This window comes from Ancylobacter polymorphus (assembly GCF_030813495.1).
Classification (GTDB): Bacteria; Pseudomonadota; Alphaproteobacteria; order Rhizobiales; family Xanthobacteraceae; genus Ancylobacter; species Ancylobacter polymorphus.
In genome coordinates this window covers 607,888-634,758 of sequence record NZ_JAUSUI010000002.1, presented here as the reverse complement: position 1 = coordinate 634,758, position 26,871 = coordinate 607,888, and the positions used below count along the sequence as shown (strand labels likewise).

Genomic DNA, 26,871 nt, shown 5'->3' with positions numbered 1-26,871 from the left:
CCGCGTCCGGGCTTTGCCGGGTTGATCGGAACCGCTCCAAAGTTCATGGTGCCGACACAGTGCCTCGCTGGTCCGCCGGCGACGCCCAGTTGGGATGCGCCATGGACTACGCCCGCTTCTTCCAGGATGCCGTCGACACGCTCAAGAATGAGCGTCGCTACCGCACCTTCGCCGAAATCGAACGCGACACCGCGCGTTTCCCGCACGCCGTCTGGCACACGCCGGAAGGCAAGCGCGACATCGTCATCTGGTGCTCCAACGACTATCTCGGCATGGGCTGCCATGAGGACGTGGTCGAAGCGATGTGCGCCACTGCCCGGCAGGCCGGCGCGGGCGCGGGCGGCACCCGCAACATTTCCGGCAACAGCCATGCCGTCGTGGAGCTTGAAGCCGAGCTCGCCGATCTGCACGGCAAGGAAGCCGGCCTCGTCTTCACCTCGGGCTATGTGTCGAACCAGACCGGCATCGCCACGCTGGCGAAGCTGATCCCGAATTGCCTCATCCTCTCCGACGCGCTCAACCACAATTCGATGATCGAGGGCGTGCGCCAGGCCGGGCGCGACAAGGTGGTGTTCCGGCATAACGACCTCGCCCATCTCGAAGAACTGCTGCGCGCCGCCGGCGACCGGCCGAAGCTGGTCGTGTTCGAGAGCATCTATTCCATGGATGGCGATGTCGCCCCCATAGGCGCCATCTGCGATCTCGCCGAGCGCTACGGCGCCATGACCTATCTCGACGAGGTGCACGCGGTCGGCATGTATGGCCCGCGCGGCGCCGGCGTCGCCGAGCGCGACGGGGTCATGCACCGGATCGATGTGATCGAGGGCACGCTGGGCAAGGCGTTCGGCGTGGTCGGCGGCTACATCACCGGCACGCGGGCGGTGATGGACGCGGTGCGCTCCTACGCGCCCGGCTTCATCTTCACCACCGCCCTGCCCCCGGCGGTGGCGGCGGCGGCGGCGGCCTCGGTGCGCCACCTCAAGGCCTCGCCCCATGAGCGCACCCGCCAGCAGGCGCAGGTCGCCAAGGTGAAGCGGGTGCTGGATCTCGCCGGGCTGCCGCAGATGGTGACGGATACCCATATCATCCCGATCATGGTCGGCGACGCCGAGGCCTGCAAGGCGGCGAGCGATATGCTGCTTCAGGACCACGGAATCTATATCCAGCCGATCAACTACCCCACCGTGCCGCGCGGCACGGAGCGGCTGCGCATCACCCCCGGCCCGTTCCATGACGATGCGCTGATCGCCCATCTCGCCCATGCGCTGAGCGATGTGTGGGGCCGGCTCGGGCTCGGTTTTGTCAAGCGGGCGCAAGCGGCGGAATAAGCCGCCGCACGACGCGAAATTCCGGCGGAGTAATCCGCGGCGAAGGACAAAGCTCTGGCGGATTAGTCCGCCGCGAGCGACGAACGCCCGCGCTCAGTCCTTCGGCTCGGTCTTGTCGATCTCGACATTCTCGGACGGAATTTCCGCCCGGCCGAAGAACAGCCGGGCGATTACCGGGATCGCCAGGGCAAGGCCGAGGAAGCGCATCAGATGGTGCGCGGCGACGAAGGCCGGGTCCATGCCGAGCACGAAGGCCATGATGGTCATCGCCTCCAAGGCGCCGGGCACATAGGACACCAGCACCTTGGGCAGCGGCTCGCCGGAGAGCCAGGCGCCGAGCACGGCGAAGGCCAGCGCGATCACCGTGGCGATCGCCAGCGCCGCCAGCGAATCCACCAGGAAGTGACGCAGCGTCGCCACTCGTGTGCCGGCGAAGCGGCTGCCGGTATTGGCGCCGAGCACCACGAAGCCGATGATGAGGAAAATATCGGGCAGCCGCCCCTCGATCAGCCCGAAGCCGTGCACCAGCGCGCTCGCCAGCATCGCCCCGACCATGGCGCCGCCGGGAAAGCGGCTGCGCTCGGCGAGCAGCCCGCCGAAAATGCCGACGCCGAGCGAGGTGAGAAAGCTCGTCATGTCGGGCACCACGGGGGTAATGGGCAGCGTGCCGGAGGGCTCGTGCCCCAGCCCGCCGATCGCCGCCGGCAGCAGCGCCACCAGCACGAACAGCCGCAGCGACTGGCCGAACACCACCCGCCGCGTATCGGCTCCCGAGCTTTCCGCCATGACCAGCACGGTGGAGAGCGCGCCGGGCGCGGCGGCGAAGAAGGCGCTGCGCCGGTCCCAGCCGGCGACCTTCTCCAGATAGGCCATCACCGCCACCATCATGACCGGCAAGGAGGCCACCAGCACGCCCATCGTCACCGGCCAGGTGGTGATGCCGCGCAGCGTCTCCGGCGTGATGGCCGAGCCCATGGAGGTGCCGAGGATCATATAGACGCCGAGCCGCGTGTTCTTTTCCACCCCCACCGGCGCGCCGAGCAGCGCGGCCAGCGCGGTCGCCACCAGCGCACCGGAAAGCCAGCCCGCCGGCATGGCGAGCCAGGCGAAGAAGCCGCCGCCGGCCAGAGCCAGCGCGAGCGTGCCGACATACCAGGCGTGGCGGCGGACGGCGGGGGATTTCACGAAGGCGGGAAGCGGCATCAGGCACAACCAGGGAACGGGAGCCCCCGGGCACGCCCGCAGGGCCTGCGCAAGAGCCCGCGACGCGGCGACATTTGCGGCGGATCAATGCGACGAATGCCGGATCGGGTCAAATCCTCTCCATGCATAACGCAACGCTCATCCATGCAGAGCGGGCCGTGCCCCGCTACACCTCCTACCCCACCGCGCCGCATTTTACCGGCGCGATCCGGGCCGGCGCGCATGCCGACTGGCTCGCCGTCCTGCCGGCTCAGGCGAGCGTCTCGCTCTATCTGCATGTGCCGTTCTGCCCGGCGCTGTGCTTCTATTGCGGCTGCACCACCAAGGCGACGCGGCGGCCCGAGCCGGTGGCGGCCTATGCGGACCGGCTGGAGCGCGAGATCGACCTCGTCGCCGACCGCATCGGCGGGCGCCGCGTCACCCACATCGCCTGGGGCGGCGGCACGCCCAGCCTGTTGGGGCCGGAGCGGCTGCGCAAGCTCGGCGAAAAGCTCGCCGAGCGATTCGAATTTGACCACCTCGCCGAATACGCCTTCGAGCTTGATCCGCGCGAGACCGACGAGCCGCTCGCCGATGCGCTCGCCGCCATGGGCGTCGACCGCGTCAGCCTCGGCGTGCAGGATTTCAGCGTCCATGTGCAGAAGGCGATCGGCCGCGTCCAGCCCTTCGCCACGGTGGAGCGCGCCATGCGCCTGCTGCGCGAGGCCGGCATCTCCTCGATCAATCTCGACCTGATGTACGGCCTGCCGCACCAGAGCGAGCGCGACATTCGCCGCACCACCCAGCTCGCCACGCTGCTGGCGCCGGAACGGCTGGCCTTGTTCGGCTATGCCCATGTGCCGTGGATGCGCGCCAACCAGAAGATGATCGACGAAGCCGCCCTGCCCGGCGCCGCCGAGCGGCTCGACCAATCCGAAGCGGCCCGCGAGGTGCTGCTGGCCAATGGCTATGTCGCCGTGGGGCTCGATCATTTCGCCCGCGCCGACGATGCGCTGGCGCGCGCGGCGGCGACCGGCCAGCTGCGGCGCAATTTCCAGGGCTATACCGCCGACCAGGCGGACGTGCTCATCGGCATGGGCGCCTCGGCGATCAGCCGCTTCCCGCAGGGCTTCACCCAGAACGCGCCGGATGCCGGCTCCTATATGCGCGCCATCGACGAGGGCGGCTTCGCCACGGTGCGCGGCATCGCCTTCACACCGGAGGACCGCCAGCGCGGCGCGCTGATCGAGCGGCTGATGTGCGACCTCGAAGTCGATCTCGATCCCTCGACGCTGGCCGAGGCCGCCCCGCGCCTCGCCGGCCTCGCCGCCGACGGGCTGCTGACGCTGGAAGGCGGGCGCATCGCCATGACCCCCGGCGGGCGGCCCTTTGTGCGCCTCGCCGCGGCGGCGCTGGACCACAGGCTGCAGAGCCAGACCACCGCGCGCCATTCCGCGGCCGTGTGATCGGTCGCCGCTCGGTCCGCCAGCGCATGCCGCAAAAGCAAGGGCGCCCCACAAGGGGCGCCAAAAGCCACAAAAGAACAGGCGCCACGCAAGGGGCGCCAAGAGCCACAAAGAAAAGGCGCCCTGCAAAGGGCGCGACGAACCGACAAAGAATGGGCGCCCCGCGAAGGGCGCCCAGTTGCTGGAGGGCGTCGCCGCACGGGAGATGCGGCCCGCTGAAGAATCCGAAGGCTACAGCGCCCCGGCGAGGCGGCGCATGCTGCCGCGATCCTGGATGCGGACCTCGTCGGCGCGTTGCAGCACCACGAGGCCGCGCCGCTTGAGTTCGGAAAAGGCCCGGCTCACCGTCTCCAGCGTCAGGCCGAGGAAATCGGCGATTTCCTGTCGCGTCATCGAGAGGTGCAGCGTGCCGCCGACCATGCCCTCGGGCATCAGCCGCAGCAGGAAGAAGGCGACGCGCTCCAGCGCCGACATGCGGCCGAGCACCAGCGCGTGGGAGTGCATGACGCAGAGCTGCGCCTCGAAACGCCGCAGCAGCCGGGCCGCGAGCACCGGGTCGCGCTCCAGCGCGCTGCGGTCATGGGTGTTGATGGTGGCGGGGGTCAGCGTCTCGGCCGAGCAGGCATAGAGATCGCTGTGGGCGAGGCCGAACACGTCGCCGGGGCCGAGCAGTTCCACCACCTGGCGGCGCCCGTCGGGCAGCAGCTTGCTCAGCATCACCGCGCCGTCGACCACTTCCATGATGCGGCGGGCGGGATCGCCCTCATGCAGCACGGTGACATGGGCGGCGACCCGCATCGTCGGGCAATGCGGGTCGGTGCCATGGGGCGGGCGCACGGTGCCGCCGGTGCGTTCGTCGATGATCTGTCGCATCTGTCTCGCTCCACCCCTTTGATCTTGCGCAAGGCTAAAGGGCAAAGAGCGGCGGCACAGTTCGGTGGGCTGCGTAAGTGACTTTCCGGAAGCGCGCCGACGATGTTTCGGCCGCGCGCCGATTCCCGTGCCTCAGGCGTGCGGCAGCACACGGGCGATGGCGTCGACATCGAGCGGCTTGCGCATTACCCCGTCCGGCATAAGGCCGCGCAGCTGGTGATCGATGAAGCCCTGCGACTGGCCGGTGATGACCACCACGCGCGGCGGCGCGGCGAGGTTCAGCAGCCAGCGCACCAGCTGCGCGCCCGGTATGCCGGGCAGGCTGAGATCGACGATCACGGTATCCCCCGCCTCCGGCACCGGGCCCTTGAACAGGCTCTCGGCGTCGCGATGGGAGACCACGTCGTGGCCGATATTGCGCAGGATGAGGGCGAGCGAATCGCTCACACCGGCATCATCCTCGACCACGTGAACACGCAAGGGCTCTCTCCCACTGTTTTCGCTGACAGTGTGAAAGAGCGCCGGCATCAGCAATTCGTAGGGATGCGTAGACGGCCGCGTCCTGCACGGGCGCGACGAGGCGGGCGCAGGCTCAGTCGCGCATATCCTTCAGCACGATGCGCACGAGATCGGCGGCGTTCTTGGCGCCGAGCTTTTCCATGATGCGGGCGCGGTGCACCTCGATGGTGCGCGGCGAGATGCCCAGCGTGCGGCCCGCTTCCTTGTTGGAGGCGCCGGAGGCGATCTGCACCAGCACCTCCCGCTCGCGCGGGGTGAGCAGGTCATGGCCGGGGAAATGCGCGGTGAGCAGGTCGCCCGGCTCGGCCGAGGCGCGCCGTCCATGCGCGGCGATGGCATCGCGCACCCGCTCCAGCACGGTGTCGGCGTCGAACGGCTTCTCGATGAAGTCGAGCGCCCCGTGGCGGATGGCGTCCACCGCCATGGGAATGTCGCCCTGGCCGGAAATGATGAAGATCGGCGCCGGGTAGCGGTCGGCTTCCAGCTCTTTCAGAATGTCGAGCCCGGAGCGGCCGGGCATGTGAACGTCCAGCACGATGCAGGACGGCACATGGCCGCGCGCCACCGCGAGAAAGGCCGCGCCGTCGGAGAAGCCGCGCACATGGTAGCCCTCCAGGCTGAGCACGAGAGAGAGCGCATCGCGCACCGCAGCATCGTCGTCGACGATGAAGACCTCACCCAGATGTGCCATTCACGGCTCTCCTCACCCGACCTCATCCGGCACCGGCGCCGCCGGCAGCACCAGCGTGAAACACGCGCCCCTGCCATTGCCGCCGGGATCGACCAGCAGGTCTCCCCCGTGGTTCTGGGCGATCGTCCGCGAAATCGCAAGGCCGAGCCCCATACCGCGACGTTTTGAACTAGCGAAGGCCTCGAACAGCTTGGGCAGCGCTTCGGGCGCGATGCCGGGGCCGTTGTCCTGCACCTCCAGCCGGACGCTGCCGTCACTGGCCAGGGTGCGGATGCGGATCGCCGGATCGGGCGCCCCGGCGGCGGCCTCGATGGCGTTGCGCACCAGATTGACCACGATCTGCTGCACCTGCACCGGATCGACCGAGACCGGCGGCAGGTTCTGGCCCGCTTCGCGCTCAATGCGGATGCGGTGGCGCTGGCCGAGCAAGGTGAGGTCGATCGCCTCGTCGATCAGCGGATCGAGCGCGCGCGCATGGCGCTCGGGGTCGCGTTTCTCCACGAACTGGCGCATGCGCTGGATGATATGCCCGGCCCGCTCGGCCTCGCCCGCCGCCTTGTCGAGAATATCCCCCACCACGGTAACGATATCGACGCCGCGGCTATGGGCGCGGCGGATCGCCTGCAGATAGAGCATCAGCGCGGTGAGCGGCTGGTTCAGCTCATGGGCGATGGCGGCGCCCATCTCGTCGATGGCGGAAACGCGGGCGAGATGGACGAGTTCGCTCTGCAGATCGGCGAGGCGCTGCTCGCTCTCCTTGCGCGGGCGCAGGTCACGCAGAATGCCGATGAACTGCCGCCCGTCCGGCGTCGCCGCCTCGCCCACCGACAGCTCCAGCGGAAACACCGTGCCGTCGGCATGGCGGCCCTGCACCTCGCGGCCGATGCCGATGATCTTCTTCACCCCGGTGCGGATATAGCTGCCGACATAGGCGTCGTGCTGGCGCGCATATTCCGTCGGCATGACCAGCTTGACGTTCTGGCCCACCGCCTCGGCGGCGGAAATGCCGAACATGCGCTCGCAGGCCTTGTTGAAGATCAGGATGCGGGCATGCTCGTCGATGACGATGATGCCGTCGGCCGCCGTGTCCAGCACCGAGAGCAGCCGCGCCTCCGACACCGTCGGGGGGTGCGGCGCGGTTTCGGGCGAAGTGGGGAGCGACGCCGGCGGGGAGGCAAAATCCTTCATGATTTCAGTGTGCTCCCGCCACCCGCGCGCCGCAACCGGCCGTTGCGCGATTTCGCCGGCGCCGACGGCGCGGACAACTCATTTCTGCAGCCAGCGCACGAGCCGGTCGGTCGCCTCCGCCATCTGCGCCTCGCCGCGGGCAAAGCACATGCGGATATAGTTTTCCCCGCCGGGGCCAAAGGCGGTGCCGGGGGCGAGGCCGATGCCCGCCTCGTCCACCAGCTTGAGCGCGAGGGCGCGCATGTCCGGCTCGCCCTCGACGCCGAAGAACATGTAGAACGCCCCCGGCGGCGTGGCGAAGCGCACGCGGTTGGAGGAGGCGAGCCCCTTCGCCACGATGTCGCGCCCGCGCCGCGCCCGCTCGATCTGGTGGGCGACGAAACTCTCGCCGCGCTCCAGCGCCGCCACGCCCGCCCGCTGCATGAAGGCAGCGACGCCGGAGGTGGAATACTGGATCAGGTTCTCCAGCACCGGGCCGAGCGAGGGATGCGCCTCGATCCAGCCGAGCCGCCAGCCGGTCATCGCCCAGTTCTTGGAGAAGGTCTGGACGAAGAGGATGCGGTCGTCCTCTTCCATCACATCGTGGAAGGACGGCGCCAGCGCCGGGCCACCCTCCTCCGCCGCGTAGAAGAAGCGGCCATAGATCTCGTCGGCGACGATCCACAGCCCATGCCGGCGGGCGATGTCGAGCACGCCGCGCAGCGTGTCCACTGATGCGACGAAGCCGGTGGGGTTGGCCGGGGAGTTGAGAAAGATCACCCGCGTGCGCGGCGTCACCGCGCTCTCCAGCCGGTCGAGATCGAGCCAGAATCCGCGCGTCTCGTCGAAGGAGAACGGCACGAAGACCGGGCGCGCGCCGACGACTTCCGCCGCCGCCGCCGCATTCGGCCAGGAGGGCGAGGGGATGAGGATTTCCTCGCCCGCCGAGAGGGTGAGCGCCAGCGCTACCTGGATCGCCTGCATGCCGGAGCCGGTGACGTAATAGCGCTCGGGATCGTCGGCCACGCCATAGAGCCGGTGCATGTAGCCGGCAATCGCCGCGCGCAGTTCCGGTATGCCGCGCTGCCAGGTGTAGAAGGTCTCCCCCGCCGCCAGCGAGCGGGTCGCCGCCTCGCTGATGAAGGCGGGGGTCGGTAAATCGCCCTCACCGGCCCAGAGCGGGATCAGCCCCTCTTTGCGGCGGCCATAGTTCATCACCTCGACAATGCCGCTCTCCGGCAGGGACAGGGCCTGCGGGCGGATGTGATCGAGCAGCGAGGGCGCGGGGAGAAAGGGTGCGGCGTCGGCGGACATGAGGGGAACCTGGGAAAGGGCGGGCGGCCAGTCTACAACCGGGCGACGGCGCCCCCTCATTCAAAGAGGTGAAGCGGCGATGAAAAAAGGCGATGGATCGTGCCGCCCGCTTAGCCGGCCTCCTCCACGACGCGCAGCAGATAGGCGCCATAGGCCGACTTCTTCTGCGCCTCGCCGAGCGCGCGCAGCTGCGCGGCATCAATGAAGCCGGCGCGGAAGGCGACCTCTTCCGGCGAGGCGATACGCAGGCCCTGCCGGCTTTCGAGGATCTGCACGAACTGCGCCGCCTCGATCAGCGATTCCGGCGTGCCGGTGTCGAGCCAGGCGAAGCCCCGGCCCATCATCAGCACGTCGAGCTCGCCCCGCTCCATATAGGCGCGGTTCACATCGGTGATCTCGATCTCGCCGCGCGCCGAGGGTTTCAGCCCGGCGGCGATCTCCACCACGCGGTTGTCGTAGAAATAGAGCCCCGTCACCGCGAGATTGGAACGCGGGTCGGCGGGCTTCTCCTCGATCGAAATCACCTTGCCGCCCGGCCCCATCTCCACCACGCCATAGCGCTCGGGATCCTTGACGGGATAGCCGAACACGGTGGCGCCGGTCTCGCGCGCGGCCGCCTTGCCGAGCAGTTCCGGCAGGCCGTGGCCGAAGAACAGATTGTCGCCCAGCACCAGCGCCACGGGGTCGTCGCCGATGAAGTCGCGCCCGACGATGAAGGCGTCCGCCAGCCCGCGCGGGCTCTCCTGCACGGCGTAGCTGAGCCGCAGGCCGAATTGCGACCCGTCGCCCAGCAGCTTCTGGAACAGCAGGCTGTCATGCGGCGTGGTGATGACCAGAATATCCCGGATACCCGCCATCATCAGCGTGGTGAGGGGATAGTAGATCATCGGCTTGTCATAGACCGGCAGCAGCTGCTTCGACACCACCAGCGTGATCGGGTGGAGCCGCGTGCCGGAACCGCCGGCGAGGATGATGCCCTTCATATGCGTGCGTGTCCTGTGAAATCAGCCGGCCGGCGAGGCGAGAAGCGTGTCGACCACCTCGACCACCCGGTCCTGCCACGGCGCGGCGCGGATGCCGCTGGCCTGCGCGAAGGCGGCGCTGGAAAGTTCCGAATTGGCCGGGCGGCGCGCCGGAGTGGGGTAGTCCGCTGTCGTGATCGGCACGACCTCGGGATGGCGGCCGGTATGCAGGCCCGCCCGTTCGACGATGGCCGTGGCGAAGTCGAACCAGCTTGTCGCCCCGCTGCCGGCAAAATGATAGGTGCCCGGAGCGAGCGTGCCGGCGGCGAGCAGAGGCGCGGCGGCCAGCAGGCCGTCGGCGATGTCGCGCGTGGCGGTGGGGCAGCCGCGCTGGTCGGCGACGATGGTCAGCCGGTCGCGCTCGGCGGCGAGGCGCAGCATGGTCTTGAGGAAATTGGCGCCATAAACGCCATAGACCCAGGAGGTGCGGATGATGAGATGGCGCGCCAGCGCCGCGCGCACCGCCCGCTCGCCCTCTTCCTTGCTGGCGCCATAGACGCCGAGCGGGGCGACGGGATCGGTCTCGACATAGGCGCCCGGCTTGGTGCCGTCGAACACATAATCGGTGGAGAGATGGATCAGCGCCGCGCCCTGTTCGGCGCAGGCCTGCGCGATCAGGCCCGGGGCCACCGCATTGATGAGATGCGCGCGCTCCGGCTCGCTCTCGGCGCGGTCCACCGCCGTATAGGCGGCGGCGTTGATCACCACCTCCGGCCGGGCGGTGGCCAGCGCCCGCGCGAGCGCGGCGGCATCCGTGATGTCGAGCCCGGCATGGTCGAGCGCCACCAGCTCATGGCCGGCGCCCGCCGCCTGCGCCGCGATTTCGCGGCCGACCTGCCCGCCGGCGCCGAGGAGCAGAAGCCGGCTCATGTCGCGAGCCCGATGCGCTGGCGGGCGTAACGCGCCTTCAGCGGTTCCCACCAGCCGGGATTGTCGAGATACCAGCGCACCGTCTTCTCGATGCCGCTCTCGAAGGTTTCCGCCGGCACCCAGCCGAGTTCGCGCGTCAGCTTGCTCGCGTCGATGGCATAGCGCGCATCATGGCCCGGCCGGTCGGTGACGAAGCGGATCAGCCCCTCGCGCGGGCCGATTTTCGCGTCGGGCACCACGCGGTCCATGATGGCGCAGATGGTGCGCACCACGTCGATGTTGCGCCGCTCATTATTGCCGCCGACATTGTAGCTCTCGCCGAGCCGGCCGCGGGTGGCGATGAGGTCGAGAGCGCTCGCGTGGTCGTCGACATAGAGCCAGTCGCGCACATTCTCGCCCTTGCCGTAGACCGGCAGCGGCGCGCCCTCCAGCGCGTTGAGGATGGTGAGCGGGATCAGCTTTTCCGGGAAATGATAGGGCCCGTAATTGTTCGAGCAGTTCGACATCACCACCGGCAGCCCATAGGTGTGGAACCAGGCCCGCACCAGATGGTCGGAGGAGGCTTTGGAGGCCGAGTACGGAGAATTGGGCTGATAGGGCGTGTCCTCGCGAAACAGCCCTTCCGCACCCAGCGTGCCATAGACCTCGTCGGTGGAGATGTGGTGGAAGCGAAAGCGCCCCCGCGCCGCGCCGTCGAGGGAGCGCCAATAGGCCAGCGTCTCTTCCAGCAGCGTGTAAGTGCCGACAATATTGGTGCGGATGAAGTCGCCCGGCCCGTCGATGGAGCGGTCGACATGCGATTCGGCCGCCAAATGCATCACCAGATCGGGCCGGAACTCCGCCAGCGCGGCGCGGAAGGCCTTGCCGTCGCAGATATCGGCCTGAAGGAAGCTGTGGCCGGGCAGATTGTGCACCTCGCCCAGCGAGGCGAGATTGCCGGCATAGGTCAGCTTGTCATAGGTCAGCACCTGCCGGCCCTGCCGCACCAGCCGGCGCACGACGGCCGAACCGATGAAGCCGGCCCCGCCGGTGACGAGAACGCGCTGGGCGGGAACGCCCTGGAGGGAAGCGCTCATGCTCTCACGCTCCCGACGGCTGGAAGGTGAAGGGCGACGCATAGTCGCGCAGCAGCGGCGCCGCCCGGTCCTTGCCCGAGAGGATCGCCGCCCCGGCCGCCAGCGGCCAGTCAATGCCGAGGTCCGGGTCGTCCCAGCGTATGCCGGCATCGTGCGGCGGCGAGTAAGGCGCGTCGACCTTGTAGGCGACGATCGTATCGGGCTCCAGCGTGCAGAAGCCATGGGCGAAGCCGTGCGGCACCAGCAATTGCTCGCCCTTGGCCGCCGTCAGCGTCGCCGCCACCCAGCGCCCATAGGTGGGGGAACCCTTGCGGATATCCACCGCCACATCGAAGATGGCTCCGCGCACCGCCCGCACCAGCTTGGCCTGCGCCATGGGCGGGGTCTGGAAGTGCAGCCCCCGCACCACGCCGACCTCGCGCGAGAGCGATTCATTGTCCTGCACGAAGGCGATGTCGAGGCCGAAGGCGTCGAATTGCGGCTTCTTGTAGGTCTCGCAGAAATAGCCGCGATCGTCGCCATGGCGGACCGGCTGGACGAGAACGACATCGGCGATGGCAAGGCGGGTGAAGGTGGTCATAGGGCTCGGTACTCGTCGGAATTGCCCGCTTCTAACCGGTCTCGCGCCCGCATCACAGCCCTCCCATGGCCGTAGATGCCGGCGGGCCGCGCTTCAGACCTTCTTTGCCAGAAGGTCGCGGATTTCGGTGAGCAGCACCTCTTCCTTGGTCGGCGGCGCGGGCGCCGGCGGCTCCTTGGCCGCGTTGCGGCGCAGCCGGTTGATGCCTTTCACCACCATGAAGAGGATCCAGGCGATGACGAGGAAATTGATCACCACGGTGAGGAAATGGCCATAGGCGAACACCGCGCCCTGTTCGCGCGCGGCGGCGAGCGAAGTGGCGGTGACATTGGACGAGAGGCCGACGAAATAGTTGGAGAAGTCGAGCCCGCCGAACACCGCGCCGACCACCGGCATGAACAGGTCGGTGACGATGGAGGAGACGATCTGCCCGAAGGCGGCGCCGATGATCACGCCGATGGCGAGATCGACCACATTGCCCTTCACCGCGAATTCGCGGAATTCGGTGAGAACCTTGCTCATGCGACCTCCGATGCACTGTCTGACGACCACGCCACTGTGATACGCGCCGCAGGTCGCGGCAACCCTTGCGGCACCCCCATGCCGTGGACAGGTGCCGCCGCGCCCCATCTTGCCGGCGCGGGCGGGCGCGGCGCATAAAGACGAAGGCCCCTCGCCGCCGGGAGAGTGCATGCTTCAGGCATGGTCGATCATCGCCGTCGCGCTCGTCTATATCGGCTTCCTCTTCGCCGTGGCGAGCTTCGGCGACCGGCGCCTGCCGCGGCGCGGACGCGAGGGGCGGCCCTATATCTATTCGCTCTCGCTGGCGGTCTATTGCACGTCCTGGACCTTCTTCGGCTCGGTGGGCCTTGCCACCACCCAGGGCATCAACTTCCTCACCATCTATATCGGCCCGATCCTGGTCTTCGCGCTGGGCACGCCGTTCCTGCTGCGGCTGGTGCGGCTCGCCAAGGGGCAGAACATCACCTCGATCGCCGATTTCGTCGCCGCCCGCTACGGCAAGAGCCAGGGCGTGGCGGCGCTGGTGGCGGGCGTCGCCATCGTCGGCTCGCTGCCCTACATCGCGCTGCAGCTGAAAGCGGTGTCCGCCGCCCTGCTCGCCATGCTCGGCGATTTCGAGGGGCTGGGGCTGCATTATCCGCTGGTGGGCGATCTCGCGCTCACCGTCGCGGTGGCGATGGCGGTGTTCGCCGTGCTGTTCGGCACCCGCCACATCGACGCCACCGAGCATCAGGAAGGGCTGATGCTGGCGGTGGCGACGGAATCCATCGTCAAGCTGGTGAGCTTCCTCGCGGTCGGCCTGTTCGTGGTCTTCGGCATGTTCGCCGGCCCGTGGGACCTGTTCGACAAGGCGGCCGAAAAGGGCGTGCTGCCGGTGCTGACCGACGGCTTCAGCCTCGGCAGCTGGGCGGCGATGACCCTGCTGTCGGCGCTCGCCATCCTGCTGCTGCCGCGCCAGTTCCATGTCGCCGTGGTGGAGAACACCTCGGAAAGCGAGATCCGCACCGCCCGCTGGCTGTTCCCGCTCTATCTCGTGCTGATCAACCTGTTCGTCATCCCCATTGCGGTGGCCGGTCTCGTCGCCTTTCCGCCGGGCTTCATCGATGGCGACATGTATGTCGTCACCCTCCCGCTCTCGGCGGGGGCGCAGCTGATGTCGCTGGTGGCCTTTGTCGGCGGGCTTTCCGCCGCCACCGCCATGGTGATCGTCGAGACGGTGGCGCTCGCCGTCATGGTGTCGAACGACATCTTCATGCCGCTGATGGTGCGCGGCCGCCGGCTGCGCGACGGCGACGAGGCGGGGCGCACTGGGGCCGCGCCGGAGCATGTGGATATGGGCCACCGGCTGCTGACCGTGCGCCGCATCGCCATCTTCGCCATTCTGCTGCTGGCCTATCTCTATTACCGCGTCACCGGCGAGGCGCAGCTGGCGCAGATCGGCCTGTTGTCCTTCGCCGCCGTCGCCCAGTTCGGGCCGGCGCTGCTCATCGGCCTCGTCTGGCGGCGCGGCACCGGGCTCGGCGCGCTGGCCGGCATCGCCGCCGGCATCGCGCTCTGGGCCTATACGCTGCTGCTGCCCAATCTGGTCGATGCCGGCCTGTTCAGCCCGGCGCTGGTGAGCGAGGGGCCGATGGGCCTCGCCTTGCTGCGGCCGCAGGCCTTGCTCGGCGTGCAGGCGAGCCCGCTGGTGCATGGCGTGCTGTGGAGCCTCACCGTCAATGTGCTGGTGTTCTTCGCCGCCTCGATGATCCGCCGGCCGACCCCGATCGAGCGTCTTCAGGCGAGCGTGTTCGTGCAGAGCGAGCACGCCCCCTCCGCGCCGAGCTTCCGCCTCTGGCGCTCGCCGGTGACGGTGGGCGAGCTGATCGCCACCGTCGCCCGCTATCTCGGCGAGGAGCGCACCCGCGCCTCGTTCGAAAGCGTGGCGGCGATGCGCGGCGTGTCGCTGGAGCCGGGGCGCGAGGCGGATTTCCAGCTCATCCGCTATGCCGAGCATCTGCTCGCCTCGGCCATCGGCGCCGCCTCCTCGCGGCTCGTGCTGTCGCTGATGCTGCGCAAGCGCACCGTCTCGACCAAGGCGGCGCTGAAGCTGCTCGACGACGCCTCCGCCGCCATCCAGTACAATCGCGAGATCCTGCAGACCGCGCTCGACCATGTGCGCCAGGGTATCGCGGTGTTCGACCGGGACCTGCGGCTCGTCACCTGGAACCGGCAATTCGGCGAGATGCTGGACCTGCCGCCGGAAATCCTGCGCATCGGCATCGGTATCGATCAGATCATCCGCTTCAACGCCGTCGCCGGCCAGTTCGGTCCTGGCCCGGTGGAGGAGATCGTGCGCGAGAAGCTCTCGCGCTATGCCCGGCGCAACGTCGCCTTCCAGGAGCGCCTCGCCCCGCGCGGGGTGGTGATGGAAGTGCGCGTCAGCACCATGCCGGATGGCGGGGTGGTGGTGACCTTCACCGACATCACCCCCAGCGTGGAAGCCGCCGAGGCGCTGGAGCGCGCCAATGAGACGCTGGAGCGGCGGGTGCGTGAGCGCACCAAGGCGCTGGAAAACCTCAACGCCCAGCTGGCGCAGGCCAAATCCGAGGCGGACGAGGCCAACATCTCCAAGACCCGCTTCCTCGCCGCCGCCAGCCACGACATTCTGCAGCCGCTGAACGCGGCCCGGCTCTACGCCACGAGCCTGGTCGAGCGCGCCGAGGGCGGCGACGATGCCCGGCTCGCCCGCAATGTCGATGCCTCGCTGGAAGCGGTGGAAGAGATTCTCGGCGCCCTGCTCGACATTTCCCGCCTCGACGCGGGCGCCCACAAGCCGGAATTCGCCGCGCTGCGGCTCGATGAGATCTTCCGCCAGCTCGATGTCGAATTCGCTCCCATGGCGACCGAGAAGGGGCTGCGCCTCACCTTCGTGCCGAGTTCGGCCGCCGTGCGCTCCGACCGGCGACTGCTGCGCCGGCTGCTGCAGAACCTCGTCTCCAACGCCATCAAATACACGCCGCGCGGCCGGGTGCTGGTGGGCGTGCGGCGGCGGCGCGGAAAGCTGCGCATCGAGGTGCTGGACACCGGCGTCGGCGTGCCGCAGGCCAAGCAGAAAATCATCTTCAAGGAGTTCCAGCGCCTCGACGAAGGCGCGCGGGTGGCGCGCGGGCTGGGTCTCGGCCTTTCCATCGTCGAGCGCATCGCCCGCGTGCTCGGCCACAGCATCACCCTGGCTTCCGTGCCCGGCAAGGGCTCGGTCTTTTCAGTCGAACTGCCGGCCGCGCCCGCCCTGCCCGCCCGCGAGACGCCTTCGCCGCGCGCGGCGGCGCCGCTGGCGACGCTTCAGGGCCTCAGCGTGCTGTGCATCGACAACGACCCCGCCATTCTCGACGGCATGGAAACGCTGCTGCATGGCTGGGGCTGCGAGGTGCTGAAAGCGCCGGGCGTCGAGGAGGCGCTCGCCATGCTGCGCGAGCGGCGCGCCCCGCCCGACGTACTGCTGATCGACTATCATCTCGATGCCGGCGACGGCATAGAGGCGACCAAGAAACTGCGCTGGAAGCTCGGCCAGAGCCTGCCGGCGGTGCTGATCACCGCCGACCGCTCCAAGCGGGTGCGCGACGGGGCCAAGGCGACGGAGATGGAAGTGCTGAACAAGCCGGTGCGCCCGGCGGCGCTGCGCGCTTTGCTCGCCCAGTGCCGCGCCGCGCGGGCGGCGGCGGAGTGAGGAACGCCCGTCTCAGGGATGCGGATCGGGAAAGCCGTGCCTCTCGCTCAAAGCCGCAAGAATTCCATCCTTGTCGGCGATGAAGCCCCGCCCTTCATGACGGCCCGTCTCATGGGCCGAGGTCGCGCCGGGAGCCAGCAAGAGCAGCGGGAGCGACTGGTGCGCCTCGCCAACAACGCGAATGAGCGCCTGCCGAGGTCTCGCCCAGTCGATCCGTTCGACAGCGAGGCGCGTGGTCAGATCGGGAAAGGAGGCGAGCACGCCCTCGATCAGGGCACAGTGCCAGCAATAGAATGTCTGCCCGGGATAGGCCGGATCGGCGAAGCCGGGGCGCAGCAGAAAGAGCGTATCCGGCGCGGCCATTCTCTTCACCCCGCCGGCTGCGAGCCCTGCGCCCAGGTGCCGCCCTCGATCTTGGAGGCGGCGATCACCGCCTGGGTGCGGCTCTCGACCCCCAGCTTCTGCAATATGGCGGAGACATGCGCCTTCACCGTCGCCTCGGAGACGCCGAGCTCATAGGCGATCTGCTTGTTGAGCAGGCCTTCGGACAGCATCATCAGCACCCGCACCTGCTGCGGGGTCAGCGTGGCGAGGCGGGCGACGAGAGCCTGCGTCTCCTTGTCGGAACCGCCGGAGAGATCGACATCGCGCGGGGTCCAGGTGCGGCCCTCCAGCACGGCGGCGATGGCCTCGCGCATGGTCTCGGCCGCGCTGGTCTTCGGGATGAAGCCGGAGGCGCCGAATTCCATGCAGTTGCGGATGACGCCGGCTTCCTCATTGGCGGACACCACCACCACCGGAATGCCGGGATACTGCGCGCGCAAGTACATCAGCCCGGAAAAGCCGCGCACCCCGGGCATGGTGAGATCGAGCAGGATCAGGTCGAGGTCGCTCTCGCGCTCCAGCAGCGCCTGAAGGTCCTCGAAGCCGCCGGCCTCGAACAGTTCCGCCTCGGGAAACTGGCGGGACAGCGCCTCGCGCAGCGCGCCCCGGAACAGCGGGTGATCGTCGGCGATCACCAGCCGGAAACTCGTCGTCCTATCCACGCGCAGCGGCCCCCTCCACCTGCACCGACCCGTTCTCGCCGCGGGCCCGTGCCGCGATCATGGTGCGGACGGACCGCCACCGCAAGCCGCGCGGCCGGCGGGCCCGCCGCGGGCCTGACCGCAGGTCGTTACGCGACCTTTAGTGGGCCTCGCCGACAAACGCCACAACCAATTCGCGCCGGTGCGGCCGTACCCGGTGCTCGACGAGATAGAGTCCCTGCCAGGTGCCGAGCGCCATGCGCCCGCCAAGGACCGGCACGGCGAGATGCACGCCGGTGAGCACCGCCTTGATATGGGCGGGCATGTCGTCCGGCCCTTCGAGGTCATGCACCCAGCCCGCATGCTCGGGCGCCAGCCGCTCCAGCGCGGTGAGCAGGTCCGTCTTCACATCCGGGTCGGCGTTTTCCTGCAAGGTGAGCGAGGCGGAGGTGTGGCGGCAGAACACCGACACCTCGCCCTCGCCGGCGCCGATCTCCGTGAGGAACGCCGCCACCGGCACCGTGATCTCAACAAAACCCCGCCCCGGCGTGTCGACGGTGAGAAGGGTGGTGAACCGCCGCGTCACCGCGCTTTCGCGCACCTCGCCCTGACGGATCCGCGCCATCGGCATGCCTCCTGCCCCCTTGCGCGCTGGACGTCGCGCGCCAGCTAGGCTTGGATAGACCCGATCAGCCCCTGATGACAGGTCCTTCGCCACCCCCGTTCCTCGGAGTGTCGCTTGCCTATGAGTTCGATGCCTTCCCCCGCGCCCGCGCGCGCTAGCGCCCCGCTGGTGGTTGATCCCGCCCTGTTCGACCCCTCGGCCATCGCCCCGGACACGCGGGCGGTGAACGCCAGCATCATCAAGGCGCTCGGCGCCGTGCCGGACCGCTGGGTGTTTCCCATGGCGATGCTGCGCAAGCTGCGGCTGGAGGGAAAGGGTCCGTTCCCGCTCTCGCCGGAAAGCCCCTATGCCAAGTCGATCGAGATCGAGGGCCCGCGCGGCCCCATCCCGCTGCGCCTTCTCACCCCGCCGACGCCGGCCAGGGGCGTGTATCTGCATCTTCATGGCGGCGGCTGGTGCCTCGGCTCGGCGCGGGAGAATGACGGGCTCAACCACCGCTTTGTCGAGCGCACCGGCTTCGCCGTGGTCTCGGTCGATTACCGGCTGGCGCCGGAGCACCCCTATCCCGCCGGTCCGGACGATTGCGAGGCTGCCGCGCTATGGCTGCTGCGCGAGGGGCCGGCGCGCTTCGGCACCGACCGCTTCGCCATTGGCGGGGAATCCGCCGGCGCCAATCTCTCGGTCGCGACATTGCTGCGCCTGCGCGACCGGCACGGGCTCACCCCGTTCCGCGCCGCCAATCTCAATGCGGGCGCCTATGATCTCGGCCTGACGCCGAGCGCCCGCAACTGGGGCGACGAGCCGCTGGTGCTGAACACGCGCGACATCAATGTGTTCGTCGGCCACTATCTGCGCGAGGGCGGCGACGTCGCCGCGTCGGACATCTCGCCACTGCACGCCGACCTCAAGGGCCTGCCGCCGGCGCTGTTCACCATCGGCACGCGCGATGCGCTGCTGGACGACACGCTGTTCATGGCGCCGCGCTGGCTGGCCGCCGGAAATGGCGCGGAACTCGCCGTCTATCCCGGCGGCTGCCATGTCTTTGTCGGCTTCCCCGGCTCGCTGGCCGACCAGGCATTGGCGCGCGTCCACGCCTTTATCGGCACCTGCTGACCGGAGCGATGGGGCAGCTACAGCCCCTCGCCCTTCGGCGGCGGGGGCGCGCCATCCGGCGGCAGGTCCTTGCGCAGGCGCTCGATCATCTCGACAAAGCGGCGGAAAGCGTGCTCGGCCAGATCAACCGCCTGGTCGAGCTTCTGGCGCGCCTCTCCCGGCAGGTCCTCCGGCGCGGCGGAAGGCGGGGCGTCCTTCGGCGATGGTGAATCCGGCGTTGTCTGCGGCGGCGCCATGATGTCGGGAACGCCGGCGCGGCCCTGTTTCTCCAGCGCCGCGAGCCGCGCCTGCAGCCGGCCGATCTCCGCTTCCAGCGCCGCCCGGTCGTCGGGCACCGCCTCGCAGCTCCAGCCGCCGGCGCGGGCGGCGCAGAACGACATCGCCCCGGTGCGGGTGTCGAGCCGCATCAGCCCGCCCTCCACCGGCTGCATGGTGAATCCGGTCGCCTCCGCCGGGGGAGCCCCCGTACCCGGCCCCGGCTGCGCCTGCGCGCCCGCCGCCAGCAGTACCGCGCCGGCGATGAGGCCCGCGCGGCCAGGTCGTGTCGTCATTCCCGTGCTCAGCCGCATGCTCGGCCTCCTTCGCCAGACGCGGGCGCGTGCGCGCTATGGGGTAAACGGCGCCCGCCCGCTTGATAACGCCGCGTCGAGGAGTTCGATCCGGTCCTGACCCCAGAACACCTCGCCATCCAGCACATAGGCGGGCGAGCCGAAAACGTCCGCCTCGATGGCGGCATCGTGATTGGCCTGGTAGATGGTGGCGGTGCGGTCCTGCGCGGCGGCGTCAAGCAGCTCCGACGGCAGGCCGAGTTCCGCCAGCAGGGTGGCGAGCGTTGCGGCATCCGCGAGGTTCTCCTCGCGCTGCCACACCCCGGCCATCAGCCGCTGCGCCAGCGGGCCGACATCATGGCCGGCGATCTGCGCGGCGATGATCAGCCGGTCGGCCTGCTTCGGATCGAACGGCCAATGGGCCGGCTTGACGTGGAGGTCGACGCCCCGCGCCTCGCGCCAGCGCTTCAGCTCGACCAGACGGTAACGCTGGCGGGCGGGGTGGCGCTTGGCGAGCGGCAGCCCGCCGGTCTCGGCGAACAGATCGCCGAGCTGCACCGGGCGGAAATTCACCCGCACTCCATGGCGCTGCGCCAGATCGAGAAAGCGGGCATGGCCGATGAAGGCCCACGGGCTGACGACGGAGAAATAATAGTCGATGGAACGCGACATGGTGGTACTCGGCTGAACGGGGTGATCCGGACCTTGCCGCCCACGCTAACCGATTTTTGCCGTCCGTGGGCAAGCGCCCGCCCGGCGCCGCGCCGAAAAGCAAACGGCGCCCACCGGGGCGCCGTTCAGGTCGGGTCTGAGGAAGAAGGCGTCAGGCCGCGCTGCGGGTGGCGAAGGCGGCGACCATCTGGCGCAGCTCGCCGATGGCTTCCTCGATCTCCACCTTCTGCTGCTCCAGCAGGCCAAGCTGCTCGGTGCACTTCTCGGCGGTGAGGGCGAGGCCGCCGGCCGGCACGGCGCTGCCTTCGCGCAGCGCGACCATGGCCTTGATCTCGGCGAGGGTGAAGCCGAGCTTCTTGCCCTTCAGAATGATGGCGAGGCGCGAGCGCTCGGCGGCGCTGTAGAGGCGGGTGAGACCCTCGCGGCGCGGCGCCAGCAGGCCCTTATCCTCATAGAAGCGCAGCGCGCGCAGCGTCACGCCGAATTCGCGGGCGAGGTCGCCAATGGTGAAGAAACCGGCTTCGCCCGACGTGGTGTGGGCGACGTCGAGGGTGCGTTCGGCCTCGTAGGAGGTGAAATCCATCTGGGCAGCTCCGGGGGGAAGGGACGGGTCACGCGTCAGCGCTGTTGACCCACTGTCGCAGAGAGGTTGCCGCAAGGGGAGAAAGTCACACCCTCCGTTAGGGAAACTTACTGTTAAATGGAAACTCAATCCTTTGTTTTTACTGAGGTATATTGAATACCTCGGCGAGCTGTCCGGCGGGGGTAAAGCGCGGACGAAGGCCGGCGCGAGCCGCGAATTTCCACGCAGGCCACCCGGCGGCACCCGGAATCGGCCGGTCGGGCACCCCAGGGAAGGCAGGGAAAGGGCCCGGCACCGTCCCCGTCATTAACCAGCCCTTTACCAAGATTCGTAACAGTTGCGGCAGGCAGCCTTCCGCGGTCGCCGCGATGATTCCTGCCGCCAATCGTGCCGGACGACGGAGACCCCAGGTGAGGCAAGAGGCCCCTTCGACGACCGGAACGATCGCCCCCGAGGCGTGGCGCGCCTTGGACGAGGCGGCCCGCCGGGACGGCCTTCCGCTCGACCAATGGCTGCGCGCCCAGCTCATGGGTCCGGCCGCCGGGGTCACACCGCCGGGGCTGGAGAGCCTGAACAACCTCGCCGAGCTGCGTCGCCGCATCGAGGAACTCGCCGGCCAGATCGGCCGCATCGAGGCCGCCACCCCGGCCGAGCGCGCGGCCGTCGCGCCGCAGCCCGTCGAGATGCCGCCCGTCGAGATGCCGGCGCCGCCCGAGGCCGTCGCCGCCGCGGCAATGTCCTCCAACGACCGTCTCGCCGCCGCCATGCGCGAAATCGACCATCGTCTGGCGGCGCTGCAGCTTTCGCGCCGGCGCGCCGCGACGCCGGAAGCCGCCCCCAGCCCCGCCGCCATCGAGGCCGCCGTGGCCGAGATCGCCGCGCGCCAGAGCGAGCTCGACCGCGACATCAACCCGCGCCGCCCCCTCGCGGCAGAGCCTCCCCGACGCGCGGCTGACGCGCCGATGCCGGCCGCCCCGGAGGCGCCAGCGCTTGAGAGCCCGATGCCGGAAGCCCCCGCCCGCCCGGCGCCGCCGCGCGACCCGTTCGGCGCCGGCATGGCCCGCAAAACCATCGCGCCGCCTGCGGCCCCCGCGCCGCTGCCTTCGGAGGCGCTCGCCGCGCTGCAGGAAGAACTTGCCGGCCTGCGGCAGTCCATCGCCGGCCTTGCCCCGCGCCATTCGGTCGACGAATTGCAGCGCGTGGTCGCGCTGCTGGTCGAGCGGGTGGAGCGCTCCGAAACGCGCGACGAAAGCCTGCGCGCCAGCCTCGCCGCGCTGCGCGAGATGATCGGCGGGCTGCGCCTGCCGGAGCCGCCGGACGTCCTGCTCGGACGCCTCGCGGCGCTGGAACGCAAGATCGACATCGTCAACGCCAAGGTGGTGGACGGCGCGACCGTCGCCCGGCTGCAGGCGCAGATCGGCGAAATCCGCGACCTGCAGGCCCGCGCCCTCTCCTCGGATTCGCTGCGGCTGCTGGCCGAGCAGGTGTCGCTGCTCGCCACCCGCGTGGCGGAAATGGCCGCCAGCGAGAACGAGACCATCTCGGCTGCCTTCGGCGCGCTGGAACGCCGGCTCGACACGCTGTCGGAGACGAGGACCGCACCGGCCACCCTGCCGCTCGATGATGTGCTCGCCCGTCTCGACGCCATCCAGGCCGATCTCGCCCGCACGCGAGGCGAGATGCCCGCCGGTCTGGAAGCCCTGTTCACCCGCCTGTCCGAACGGCTGGAACAGATCGCGCCGCCGGTCGATGACGGGCCCCGCTTCGAGGCGCTCGGCCGGCAGATCGAGGCGCTGGCGCAGCGCGTCGGGTCCGGCGGCAGCGCGTTGGCCGGCGACCTCGCCAGCCAGCTTTCCGGTCATCTCGCCAGCCAGTTCGCGGTCCAGCTCGCCGGCATCGAGCGCGCGGTCAACGACCTGTTCATCCAGATGGAGGAGACGCGGGCCAGCCTGCTCGCCGCCTCCCAGCCACGCCCGCCCGCCGGCCCCAGCGGCGATCCCGAAACCATCACCGCCCTCATCCGCCGCGAGATCGCCGCGCTGGAGAGCCGGCGTAGCGCTGAGAAATCGTCGGAGCGCGCCGCCGTCACGGCGGCGGCGGAAGCCGCAGTCGCGGCCGAACTCGCCAGCCTCGCCGCCTCCTCGCCGCCGGCGGCGCCCGAAACTGCAACGCCGGAGCCGGAAGCGAGCGCCCCCGCCCCTGCCGATGTCGTGTTCACGCCGGCCCCGGCCTCGATCCCGAAAGCCTTCGAGCCGCAGTTGATGCGCGCCGCGCTGGAAGCGCTCAGCCGCACCGCGGCCGCCACCCGCCGCACACCCGCGGCGTCCCCGACGCCAGCAGACGAAGCCGCGCCGGCGCCTCTCCCGCCGGTGGGGGCGAACGACGCTGCCACCAGCCGGGCGACCCTGATCGCGCAGGCCCGCCGCGCCGCCAGCCCGACGGAACGGCCGGCCGCGCCCCGGCCCGCTCCCGCCGCACTGGTGGAACCGCGCCGCCATATCGGCGCCCGCCCGGCCCCGGCGCCTGGCCGCTGGCTGGCGCGCATCCGTGCCATGCTGGTGATCGCGGTCTGCGGCTCGGCGCTGGCCTATGGGTCCTGGCAGCTTCTGACGCAGTTGCGGCAGGAGCAGTTGCGTGCCGCCGGCCCCGCCACCGTGCCGGGTCCGGAGGACATCACCGGCTCGGTCGGCAATGGCGCCCCGCGCGCCCCGGCCCCGCCGTCCAATCTCATCTTCTCGCGCTGAAAGCGCGCGCCGCTCAGCGGTCCGGCAGGCAGGCGTGATGGGCGATGCGGTAGGTGCGCGCGGCACCGACGAGATGCGCGTCATAGGCCCCGCCGAACAGACCCGCTAGCGCCGCGTCGCGTATGTTCAGCCCGCCGGCATAGGCGCCGAGCGCCGGCAGCACGAGGCGCCTTCCATCGGTGGCGAAACAGCGCCGGCGCAGGCTGCGCCCGCGCACCACCACCCGCGCGACGGGATGGAAATGCCCCGCGATCTCCCCCTCATCCGCGCCAGCTTCGGGCTCGTGGCGCAGCGTGAGCGGGCCCACGCGCAGTTCGTCGGCACTGTCGCCGGCGAGCCCCGGCATCGGCGCGGGATCGTGATTGCCGGCGATCCACACCAGATCGCGCCCGCGCGCGAGCGCGGCGAGACTGGCGCGCTCGTCCGGCCCCAGCCGGTCCACGCCGCCGCGATCGTGAAAACTGTCGCCCAGCGCCACCAGCACGCGCGGGCGCCGGCGCGCGACGATGCGGGCCAGCAGGTCGAGCGTCGCCCGGCTGTCATAGGGCGGCAGCGGCACGCCGCGCACGGCGAAGGCGGAACCCTTTTCCAGATGCAGGTCGGCGACGATCAGCATCCGCTCGGACGGCCACCACAGCGCCCCGGCGGCGTCGAGCACGAGCGTTGCACCGGCCAGCGTCACCGCCGCGCCGTCCTGCGCCACGTCCCGCTCCTCAACCGCTTCCCTCGCCTGCACCGTCCATCGCCTCCCGGATCAGTTCGTCCTCGGCCTCGGCCAATAGCGCCTCCGACGCCCCGCCCGCCACCATTTCGCGGCCGATCTCCAGCATCACCGGCACCGCCAGCGGCGACACGCGCGGCAGGGCGACATGGTCGATTCGGCCTCTGATACGGGCGAGCATGTCCGAGAGCCGACGAATGTCCAACAGGCCCGTCGCCGCATCCGCCCGCGCCGCGCGCAGCAGCACATGGCCCGGCTCGTGCCGGCGCAGCACGTCATAGACGAGATCGGTGGACATGGTCACCTGGCGGGAATTCTTCTCCTTGCCGGGGAAACGCCGCTCGATCAGCCCGGCAATGACCGCGCATTGGCGGAAGGTGCGCTTCATCAGCGCCGATTCCGCCAGCCATTCCTCCAGATCGTCGCCGAGCATGTCGGCGTCGAACAGCGCGTCCAGCGAGAGCCGTCCTTGGGCGGTGGCCAGCGACATGTCGGAGACGCCGTAAATCACCAGCGCGTAGTCATTGGCCATGAAGCCGAGCGGGTGCAGCCCGGCGCGGTCGAGCCGGCGGGTCAGCAGCATGCCGAGCGTCTGATGGGCGAGCCTTCCCTCGAAGGGATAGGCGACGAGATGGTAGCGGTCGCCGCGCGGAAAGGTCTCGACCAGCAGGTCTTCCCGCCCCGGCAGGCGGGAGCGCAGCTTCTGCAGTTCCAGCCAGTCGCGCACTTGGCCCGGCAGGCTCCGCCAGCGCTCCGGCGCGGAGAGCAGCGCCCGCACCCGCGCGGCGAGGAAGGTGGAGAGCGGAAACTTGCCGCCGGCATAGGAGGGAACGCGCGGCTCCTTGGCGCTGGTGCGGGCGACGCGCACCTCGTTCTCGTGGATGGTGAGATATTCCAGCACCTCGCCGGCAAAGACGAAGGTGTCGCCGGGGCTCATCGTCTCGACGAAATACTCCTCCACCTCGCCCAGCACCCGCCCGCCATAGCGCGATTTGGCGCTGGCGAGGCGCACTTTCAGCATGGTGGATTCGACGATCGTGCCAACATTCAGCCGGTATTGCTGCGCCACCTGCGGATTGGCGACGCGCCAGCTTCCGTCCTTCCTCTGGCGGATGCGGGCGAAGCGCTCATAGGCGCGCAGCGCATAGCCGCCGGTGGCGTTGAAGCCGACGACATCGTCGAAATCGGCGCGGGAGAGGTCGGCATAGGGCTCGGCGGAGGCGATTTCCGCGAACAGTGCATCCGCCTCGAACGGCCCGGCGCAGGCCATGCCGAGCACATGCTGCGCCAGCACGTCGAGCGCGCCGGACCGCACCACCGCGCTGTCCTGCGCCCCCGCCCGCACCGCTTCCAGCGCGGCGCGGCATTCCAGCACCTCGAAGCGGTTGGCCGGCACCAGCACCGCGCGGCTTGGCTCGTCCAGCCGGTGATTGGCCCGGCCGATGCGCTGCATCAGCCGCGACGACCCCTTCGGCGCGCCGACATTGACCACGAGGTCCACCGCGCCCCAGTCGATGCCGAGGTCGAGCGAGGAGGTGCACACCACCGCCTTCAGCTTGCCCTCGCCCATCGCCGCCTCCACGCGCCGGCGCTGCGACACGTCGAGCGAGCCGTGATGCAGGGCGATCGGCAGATTGGCGTCGTTGATGTGCCACAGCTCCTGGAACAGCAGTTCCGCCTGCATGCGGGTGTTGACGAAGACCAGCGTCGTCGTGTGCCGCTCGATCAGGCGGTAAATCTCTTTGAGCGAATGGCGCGCCGTGTGCCCGGCCCAGGGCACATGGGCGGCGCTGTCGAGCATGGAAAGATCCGGCGCCGCGCCGGGATCGGCCACCACCAGTTCCCCCATCTCGCCATTGCCCCGCTGCGGCACCAGCCAGCGCCGCAGCGTGTCGGGATCGGCCACGGTGGCGGAGAGGCCGACCGTCTGCGCCATGGGGGCGATCGCGCGCAGCCGGGCGAGGCCGAGGCTCAAGAGGTCGCCGCGCTTGGAGCCGGCCAGCGCATGGAGTTCGTCCAGCACGATGCGCTTCAGGTCCGCGAACAGCGGCTCGGCATCGGCGGAAGCGAGCAGCAGCGCGATCTGCTCCGGCGTGGTGAGCAATATGTCCGGCGGGTCGCGGCGCTGGCGCTGGCGGCGCGAGGCCGGGGTGTCGCCGGTGCGGGTCTCGATGCGGACGGCCAAGCCCATTTCCTGCGCCGGCCGTTCCAGATTGCGGGCGACATCGACGGCCAGCGCCTTCAGCGGCGAGATATAGAGCGTGTGCAGGCCGGGCGGGCGGGCGCTGTTGCGCGGGGTGGGACGGCCGGCGAGCTCGACGAGGCTCGGCAGGAAGCCGGCCAGCGTCTTACCCGCGCCCGTGGGCGCGATCAGCAGGGTGGAGCGGCCCTCCCGCGCCTGCGCCAGCAGTTCCAGCTGATGCGCGCGCGGCGCCCAGCCCCTGCCGGCAAACCAGCGTCGGAACGGCTCGGGCAGGAGATCGTCGGGCGCGGCATCCATGATCGTCACCGCGAGAAGCTA

General features: G+C 69.8%; 24 protein-coding genes. 5 read left to right on the top strand and 19 right to left on the bottom strand.

The genetic code is table 11. The features are described 5' to 3' along the window. Window positions 1-101 precede the first annotated feature (101 nt). Window positions 102-1,328, top strand: coding sequence for a 5-aminolevulinate synthase (gene hemA, locus J2S75_RS07190; RefSeq protein WP_307019114.1), 1,227 nt, complete (start codon window positions 102-104; stop codon window positions 1,326-1,328). A gap of 93 nt (window positions 1,329-1,421) precedes the next feature. Here hemA and J2S75_RS07185 read toward each other — a convergent pair whose 3' ends face one another. Then, window positions 1,422-2,531, bottom strand: coding sequence for an AbrB family transcriptional regulator (locus tag J2S75_RS07185; protein WP_307019113.1), 1,110 nt, complete (start codon window positions 2,529-2,531; stop codon window positions 1,422-1,424). Between the two features lie 122 nt (window positions 2,532-2,653). On the opposite strand from J2S75_RS07185, the gene hemN reads away from it, so the two are divergent. After that, window positions 2,654-3,976 carry an oxygen-independent coproporphyrinogen III oxidase gene (gene hemN, locus J2S75_RS07180; protein ID WP_307019112.1) on the top strand — a complete coding sequence of 441 codons (1,323 nt, stop codon included), beginning with the start codon at window positions 2,654-2,656 and terminating at the stop codon, window positions 3,974-3,976. A 231-nt stretch (window positions 3,977-4,207) separates the two neighbouring features. Here the strand turns inward: hemN and J2S75_RS07175 are convergent, their stop codons facing one another. From J2S75_RS07175 to mscL, 10 genes are all read right to left on the bottom strand, one after another. Next, window positions 4,208-4,849: a Crp/Fnr family transcriptional regulator gene (locus J2S75_RS07175; protein WP_307019111.1), complete on the bottom strand. Its 642-nt coding sequence runs from the start codon at window positions 4,847-4,849 to the stop codon at window positions 4,208-4,210. Between the two features lie 132 nt (window positions 4,850-4,981). Further along, a complete protein-coding gene (locus J2S75_RS07170; protein WP_307019110.1) occupies window positions 4,982-5,329 on the bottom strand; it encodes a response regulator in 348 nt (115 codons plus the stop codon). Window positions 5,330-5,441: 112 nt separating this feature from the next. After that, entirely contained in the window at window positions 5,442-6,059 is a 618-nt protein-coding gene (locus J2S75_RS07165; protein ID WP_307019109.1) for a response regulator transcription factor, read from the bottom strand. A gap of 12 nt (window positions 6,060-6,071) precedes the next feature. Continuing rightward, window positions 6,072-7,247: a two-component system sensor histidine kinase NtrB gene (locus tag J2S75_RS07160; RefSeq protein ID WP_307019108.1), complete on the bottom strand. Its 1,176-nt coding sequence runs from the start codon at window positions 7,245-7,247 to the stop codon at window positions 6,072-6,074. A 78-nt stretch (window positions 7,248-7,325) separates the two neighbouring features. Continuing rightward, window positions 7,326-8,540: a pyridoxal phosphate-dependent aminotransferase gene (locus J2S75_RS07155; RefSeq protein WP_307019107.1), complete on the bottom strand. Its 1,215-nt coding sequence runs from the start codon at window positions 8,538-8,540 to the stop codon at window positions 7,326-7,328. Between the two features lie 110 nt (window positions 8,541-8,650). Next, window positions 8,651-9,523, bottom strand: a complete 873-nt coding sequence (gene rfbA, locus J2S75_RS07150; protein ID WP_307019106.1) for a glucose-1-phosphate thymidylyltransferase RfbA — start codon at window positions 9,521-9,523, stop codon at window positions 8,651-8,653. Window positions 9,524-9,544: 21 nt separating this feature from the next. Then, a complete protein-coding gene (gene rfbD / locus J2S75_RS07145) occupies window positions 9,545-10,432 on the bottom strand; it encodes a dTDP-4-dehydrorhamnose reductase (protein WP_307019105.1) in 888 nt (295 codons plus the stop codon). Further along, the gene (gene rfbB, locus J2S75_RS07140) at window positions 10,429-11,508 is read right to left on the bottom strand and encodes a dTDP-glucose 4,6-dehydratase (protein ID WP_307019104.1); all 1,080 of its coding nucleotides are present in this window, start codon (window positions 11,506-11,508) and stop codon (window positions 10,429-10,431) included. Before rfbB ends, rfbD begins: the two co-directional genes overlap by 4 nt. Window positions 11,509-11,512: 4 nt before the next feature. Continuing rightward, window positions 11,513-12,088, bottom strand: coding sequence for a dTDP-4-dehydrorhamnose 3,5-epimerase (rfbC, locus tag J2S75_RS07135; protein ID WP_307019103.1), 576 nt, complete (start codon window positions 12,086-12,088; stop codon window positions 11,513-11,515). A 93-nt stretch (window positions 12,089-12,181) separates the two neighbouring features. Then, window positions 12,182-12,610, bottom strand: coding sequence for a large conductance mechanosensitive channel protein MscL (gene mscL / locus J2S75_RS07130; RefSeq protein WP_307019102.1), 429 nt, complete (start codon window positions 12,608-12,610; stop codon window positions 12,182-12,184). A 169-nt stretch (window positions 12,611-12,779) separates the two neighbouring features. On the opposite strand from mscL, the gene J2S75_RS07125 reads away from it, so the two are divergent. Then, complete coding sequence (locus J2S75_RS07125; protein WP_307019101.1) at window positions 12,780-16,319, top strand: PAS domain-containing hybrid sensor histidine kinase/response regulator; 3,540 nt, start codon at window positions 12,780-12,782, stop codon at window positions 16,317-16,319. 12 nt (window positions 16,320-16,331) lie between these two features. On the opposite strand, the gene J2S75_RS07120 is transcribed toward J2S75_RS07125, so the two are convergent. The 3 genes from J2S75_RS07120 to J2S75_RS07110 all read right to left on the bottom strand — a co-directional run bounded on the left by J2S75_RS07120 (window position 16,332) and on the right by J2S75_RS07110 (window position 17,969). Continuing rightward, window positions 16,332-16,682 carry a DUF3088 domain-containing protein gene (locus tag J2S75_RS07120; RefSeq protein ID WP_307019100.1) on the bottom strand — a complete coding sequence of 117 codons (351 nt, stop codon included), beginning with the start codon at window positions 16,680-16,682 and terminating at the stop codon, window positions 16,332-16,334. Between the two features lie 5 nt (window positions 16,683-16,687). Continuing rightward, the gene (locus J2S75_RS07115) at window positions 16,688-17,365 is read right to left on the bottom strand and encodes a response regulator transcription factor (protein ID WP_244378935.1); all 678 of its coding nucleotides are present in this window, start codon (window positions 17,363-17,365) and stop codon (window positions 16,688-16,690) included. Window positions 17,366-17,504: 139 nt separating this feature from the next. Further along, entirely contained in the window at window positions 17,505-17,969 is a 465-nt protein-coding gene (locus J2S75_RS07110; RefSeq protein WP_307019099.1) for a secondary thiamine-phosphate synthase enzyme YjbQ, read from the bottom strand. Between the two features lie 129 nt (window positions 17,970-18,098). On the opposite strand from J2S75_RS07110, the gene J2S75_RS07105 reads away from it, so the two are divergent. Continuing rightward, window positions 18,099-19,082 carry an alpha/beta hydrolase gene (locus J2S75_RS07105; RefSeq protein ID WP_370874099.1) on the top strand — a complete coding sequence of 328 codons (984 nt, stop codon included), beginning with the start codon at window positions 18,099-18,101 and terminating at the stop codon, window positions 19,080-19,082. A 17-nt stretch (window positions 19,083-19,099) separates the two neighbouring features. On the opposite strand, the gene J2S75_RS07100 is transcribed toward J2S75_RS07105, so the two are convergent. The 3 genes from J2S75_RS07100 to J2S75_RS07090 form a co-directional block, all read right to left on the bottom strand. Further along, complete coding sequence (locus tag J2S75_RS07100; RefSeq protein WP_307019097.1) at window positions 19,100-19,633, bottom strand: hypothetical protein; 534 nt, start codon at window positions 19,631-19,633, stop codon at window positions 19,100-19,102. A 54-nt stretch (window positions 19,634-19,687) separates the two neighbouring features. After that, a complete protein-coding gene (locus J2S75_RS07095; protein ID WP_307019096.1) occupies window positions 19,688-20,302 on the bottom strand; it encodes a 2-hydroxychromene-2-carboxylate isomerase in 615 nt (204 codons plus the stop codon). 151 nt (window positions 20,303-20,453) lie between these two features. After that, on the bottom strand, window positions 20,454-20,885 hold the full coding sequence (locus tag J2S75_RS07090; RefSeq protein ID WP_244378945.1) for a MerR family transcriptional regulator: 432 nt from the start codon (window positions 20,883-20,885) through the stop codon (window positions 20,454-20,456). A gap of 410 nt (window positions 20,886-21,295) precedes the next feature. Here J2S75_RS07090 and J2S75_RS07085 point away from each other — a divergent pair, with 410 nt between their 5' ends. Continuing rightward, on the top strand, window positions 21,296-23,629 hold the full coding sequence (locus J2S75_RS07085; RefSeq protein WP_307019094.1) for a hypothetical protein: 2,334 nt from the start codon (window positions 21,296-21,298) through the stop codon (window positions 23,627-23,629). 13 nt (window positions 23,630-23,642) lie between these two features. Here the strand turns inward: J2S75_RS07085 and pdeM are convergent, their stop codons facing one another. Both pdeM and J2S75_RS07075 read right to left on the bottom strand, forming a co-directional pair. Further along, on the bottom strand, window positions 23,643-24,332 hold the full coding sequence (pdeM, locus tag J2S75_RS07080) for a ligase-associated DNA damage response endonuclease PdeM (RefSeq protein WP_307019093.1): 690 nt from the start codon (window positions 24,330-24,332) through the stop codon (window positions 23,643-23,645). Between the two features lie 10 nt (window positions 24,333-24,342). Next, the gene (locus J2S75_RS07075; protein ID WP_307019092.1) at window positions 24,343-26,850 is read right to left on the bottom strand and encodes a ligase-associated DNA damage response DEXH box helicase; all 2,508 of its coding nucleotides are present in this window, start codon (window positions 26,848-26,850) and stop codon (window positions 24,343-24,345) included. Window positions 26,851-26,871: the final 21 nt, after the last annotated feature.

What these genes read in the sequence shown, in the direction of transcription:
- J2S75_RS07110 (WP_307019099.1), bottom strand. Translation starts at nt 17,969, where the DNA reads ATGGCGCGGATCCGTCAGGGCGAGGTGCGCGAAAGCGCGGTGACGCGG.
- J2S75_RS07120 (WP_307019100.1), bottom strand. Translation starts at nt 16,682, where the DNA reads ATGGCCGCGCCGGATACGCTCTTTCTGCTGCGCCCCGGCTTCGCCGAT.
- J2S75_RS07075 (WP_307019092.1), bottom strand. Translation starts at nt 26,850, where the DNA reads ATGGATGCCGCGCCCGACGATCTCCTGCCCGAGCCGTTCCGACGCTGG.
- rfbB (WP_307019104.1), bottom strand. Translation starts at nt 11,508, where the DNA reads ATGAGCGCTTCCCTCCAGGGCGTTCCCGCCCAGCGCGTTCTCGTCACC.
- J2S75_RS07160 (WP_307019108.1), bottom strand. Translation starts at nt 7,247, where the DNA reads ATGAAGGATTTTGCCTCCCCGCCGGCGTCGCTCCCCACTTCGCCCGAA.
- J2S75_RS07175 (WP_307019111.1), bottom strand. Translation starts at nt 4,849, where the DNA reads ATGCGACAGATCATCGACGAACGCACCGGCGGCACCGTGCGCCCGCCC.
- J2S75_RS07095 (WP_307019096.1), bottom strand. Translation starts at nt 20,302, where the DNA reads ATGTCGCGTTCCATCGACTATTATTTCTCCGTCGTCAGCCCGTGGGCC.
- J2S75_RS07090 (WP_244378945.1), bottom strand. Translation starts at nt 20,885, where the DNA reads ATGGATTTCACCTCCTACGAGGCCGAACGCACCCTCGACGTCGCCCAC.
- J2S75_RS07185 (WP_307019113.1), bottom strand. Translation starts at nt 2,531, where the DNA reads ATGCCGCTTCCCGCCTTCGTGAAATCCCCCGCCGTCCGCCGCCACGCC.
- J2S75_RS07105 (WP_370874099.1), top strand. Translation starts at nt 18,099, where the DNA reads ATGCCTTCCCCCGCGCCCGCGCGCGCTAGCGCCCCGCTGGTGGTTGAT.
- rfbA (WP_307019106.1), bottom strand. Translation starts at nt 9,523, where the DNA reads ATGAAGGGCATCATCCTCGCCGGCGGTTCCGGCACGCGGCTCCACCCG.
- mscL (WP_307019102.1), bottom strand. Translation starts at nt 12,610, where the DNA reads ATGAGCAAGGTTCTCACCGAATTCCGCGAATTCGCGGTGAAGGGCAAT.
- J2S75_RS07155 (WP_307019107.1), bottom strand. Translation starts at nt 8,540, where the DNA reads ATGTCCGCCGACGCCGCACCCTTTCTCCCCGCGCCCTCGCTGCTCGAT.
- J2S75_RS07100 (WP_307019097.1), bottom strand. Translation starts at nt 19,633, where the DNA reads ATGACGACACGACCTGGCCGCGCGGGCCTCATCGCCGGCGCGGTACTG.
- rfbC (WP_307019103.1), bottom strand. Translation starts at nt 12,088, where the DNA reads ATGACCACCTTCACCCGCCTTGCCATCGCCGATGTCGTTCTCGTCCAG.
- rfbD (WP_307019105.1), bottom strand. Translation starts at nt 10,432, where the DNA reads ATGAGCCGGCTTCTGCTCCTCGGCGCCGGCGGGCAGGTCGGCCGCGAA.
- hemA (WP_307019114.1), top strand. Translation starts at nt 102, where the DNA reads ATGGACTACGCCCGCTTCTTCCAGGATGCCGTCGACACGCTCAAGAAT.
- hemN (WP_307019112.1), top strand. Translation starts at nt 2,654, where the DNA reads ATGCATAACGCAACGCTCATCCATGCAGAGCGGGCCGTGCCCCGCTAC.
- J2S75_RS07165 (WP_307019109.1), bottom strand. Translation starts at nt 6,059, where the DNA reads ATGGCACATCTGGGTGAGGTCTTCATCGTCGACGACGATGCTGCGGTG.
- J2S75_RS07125 (WP_307019101.1), top strand. Translation starts at nt 12,780, where the DNA reads ATGCTTCAGGCATGGTCGATCATCGCCGTCGCGCTCGTCTATATCGGC.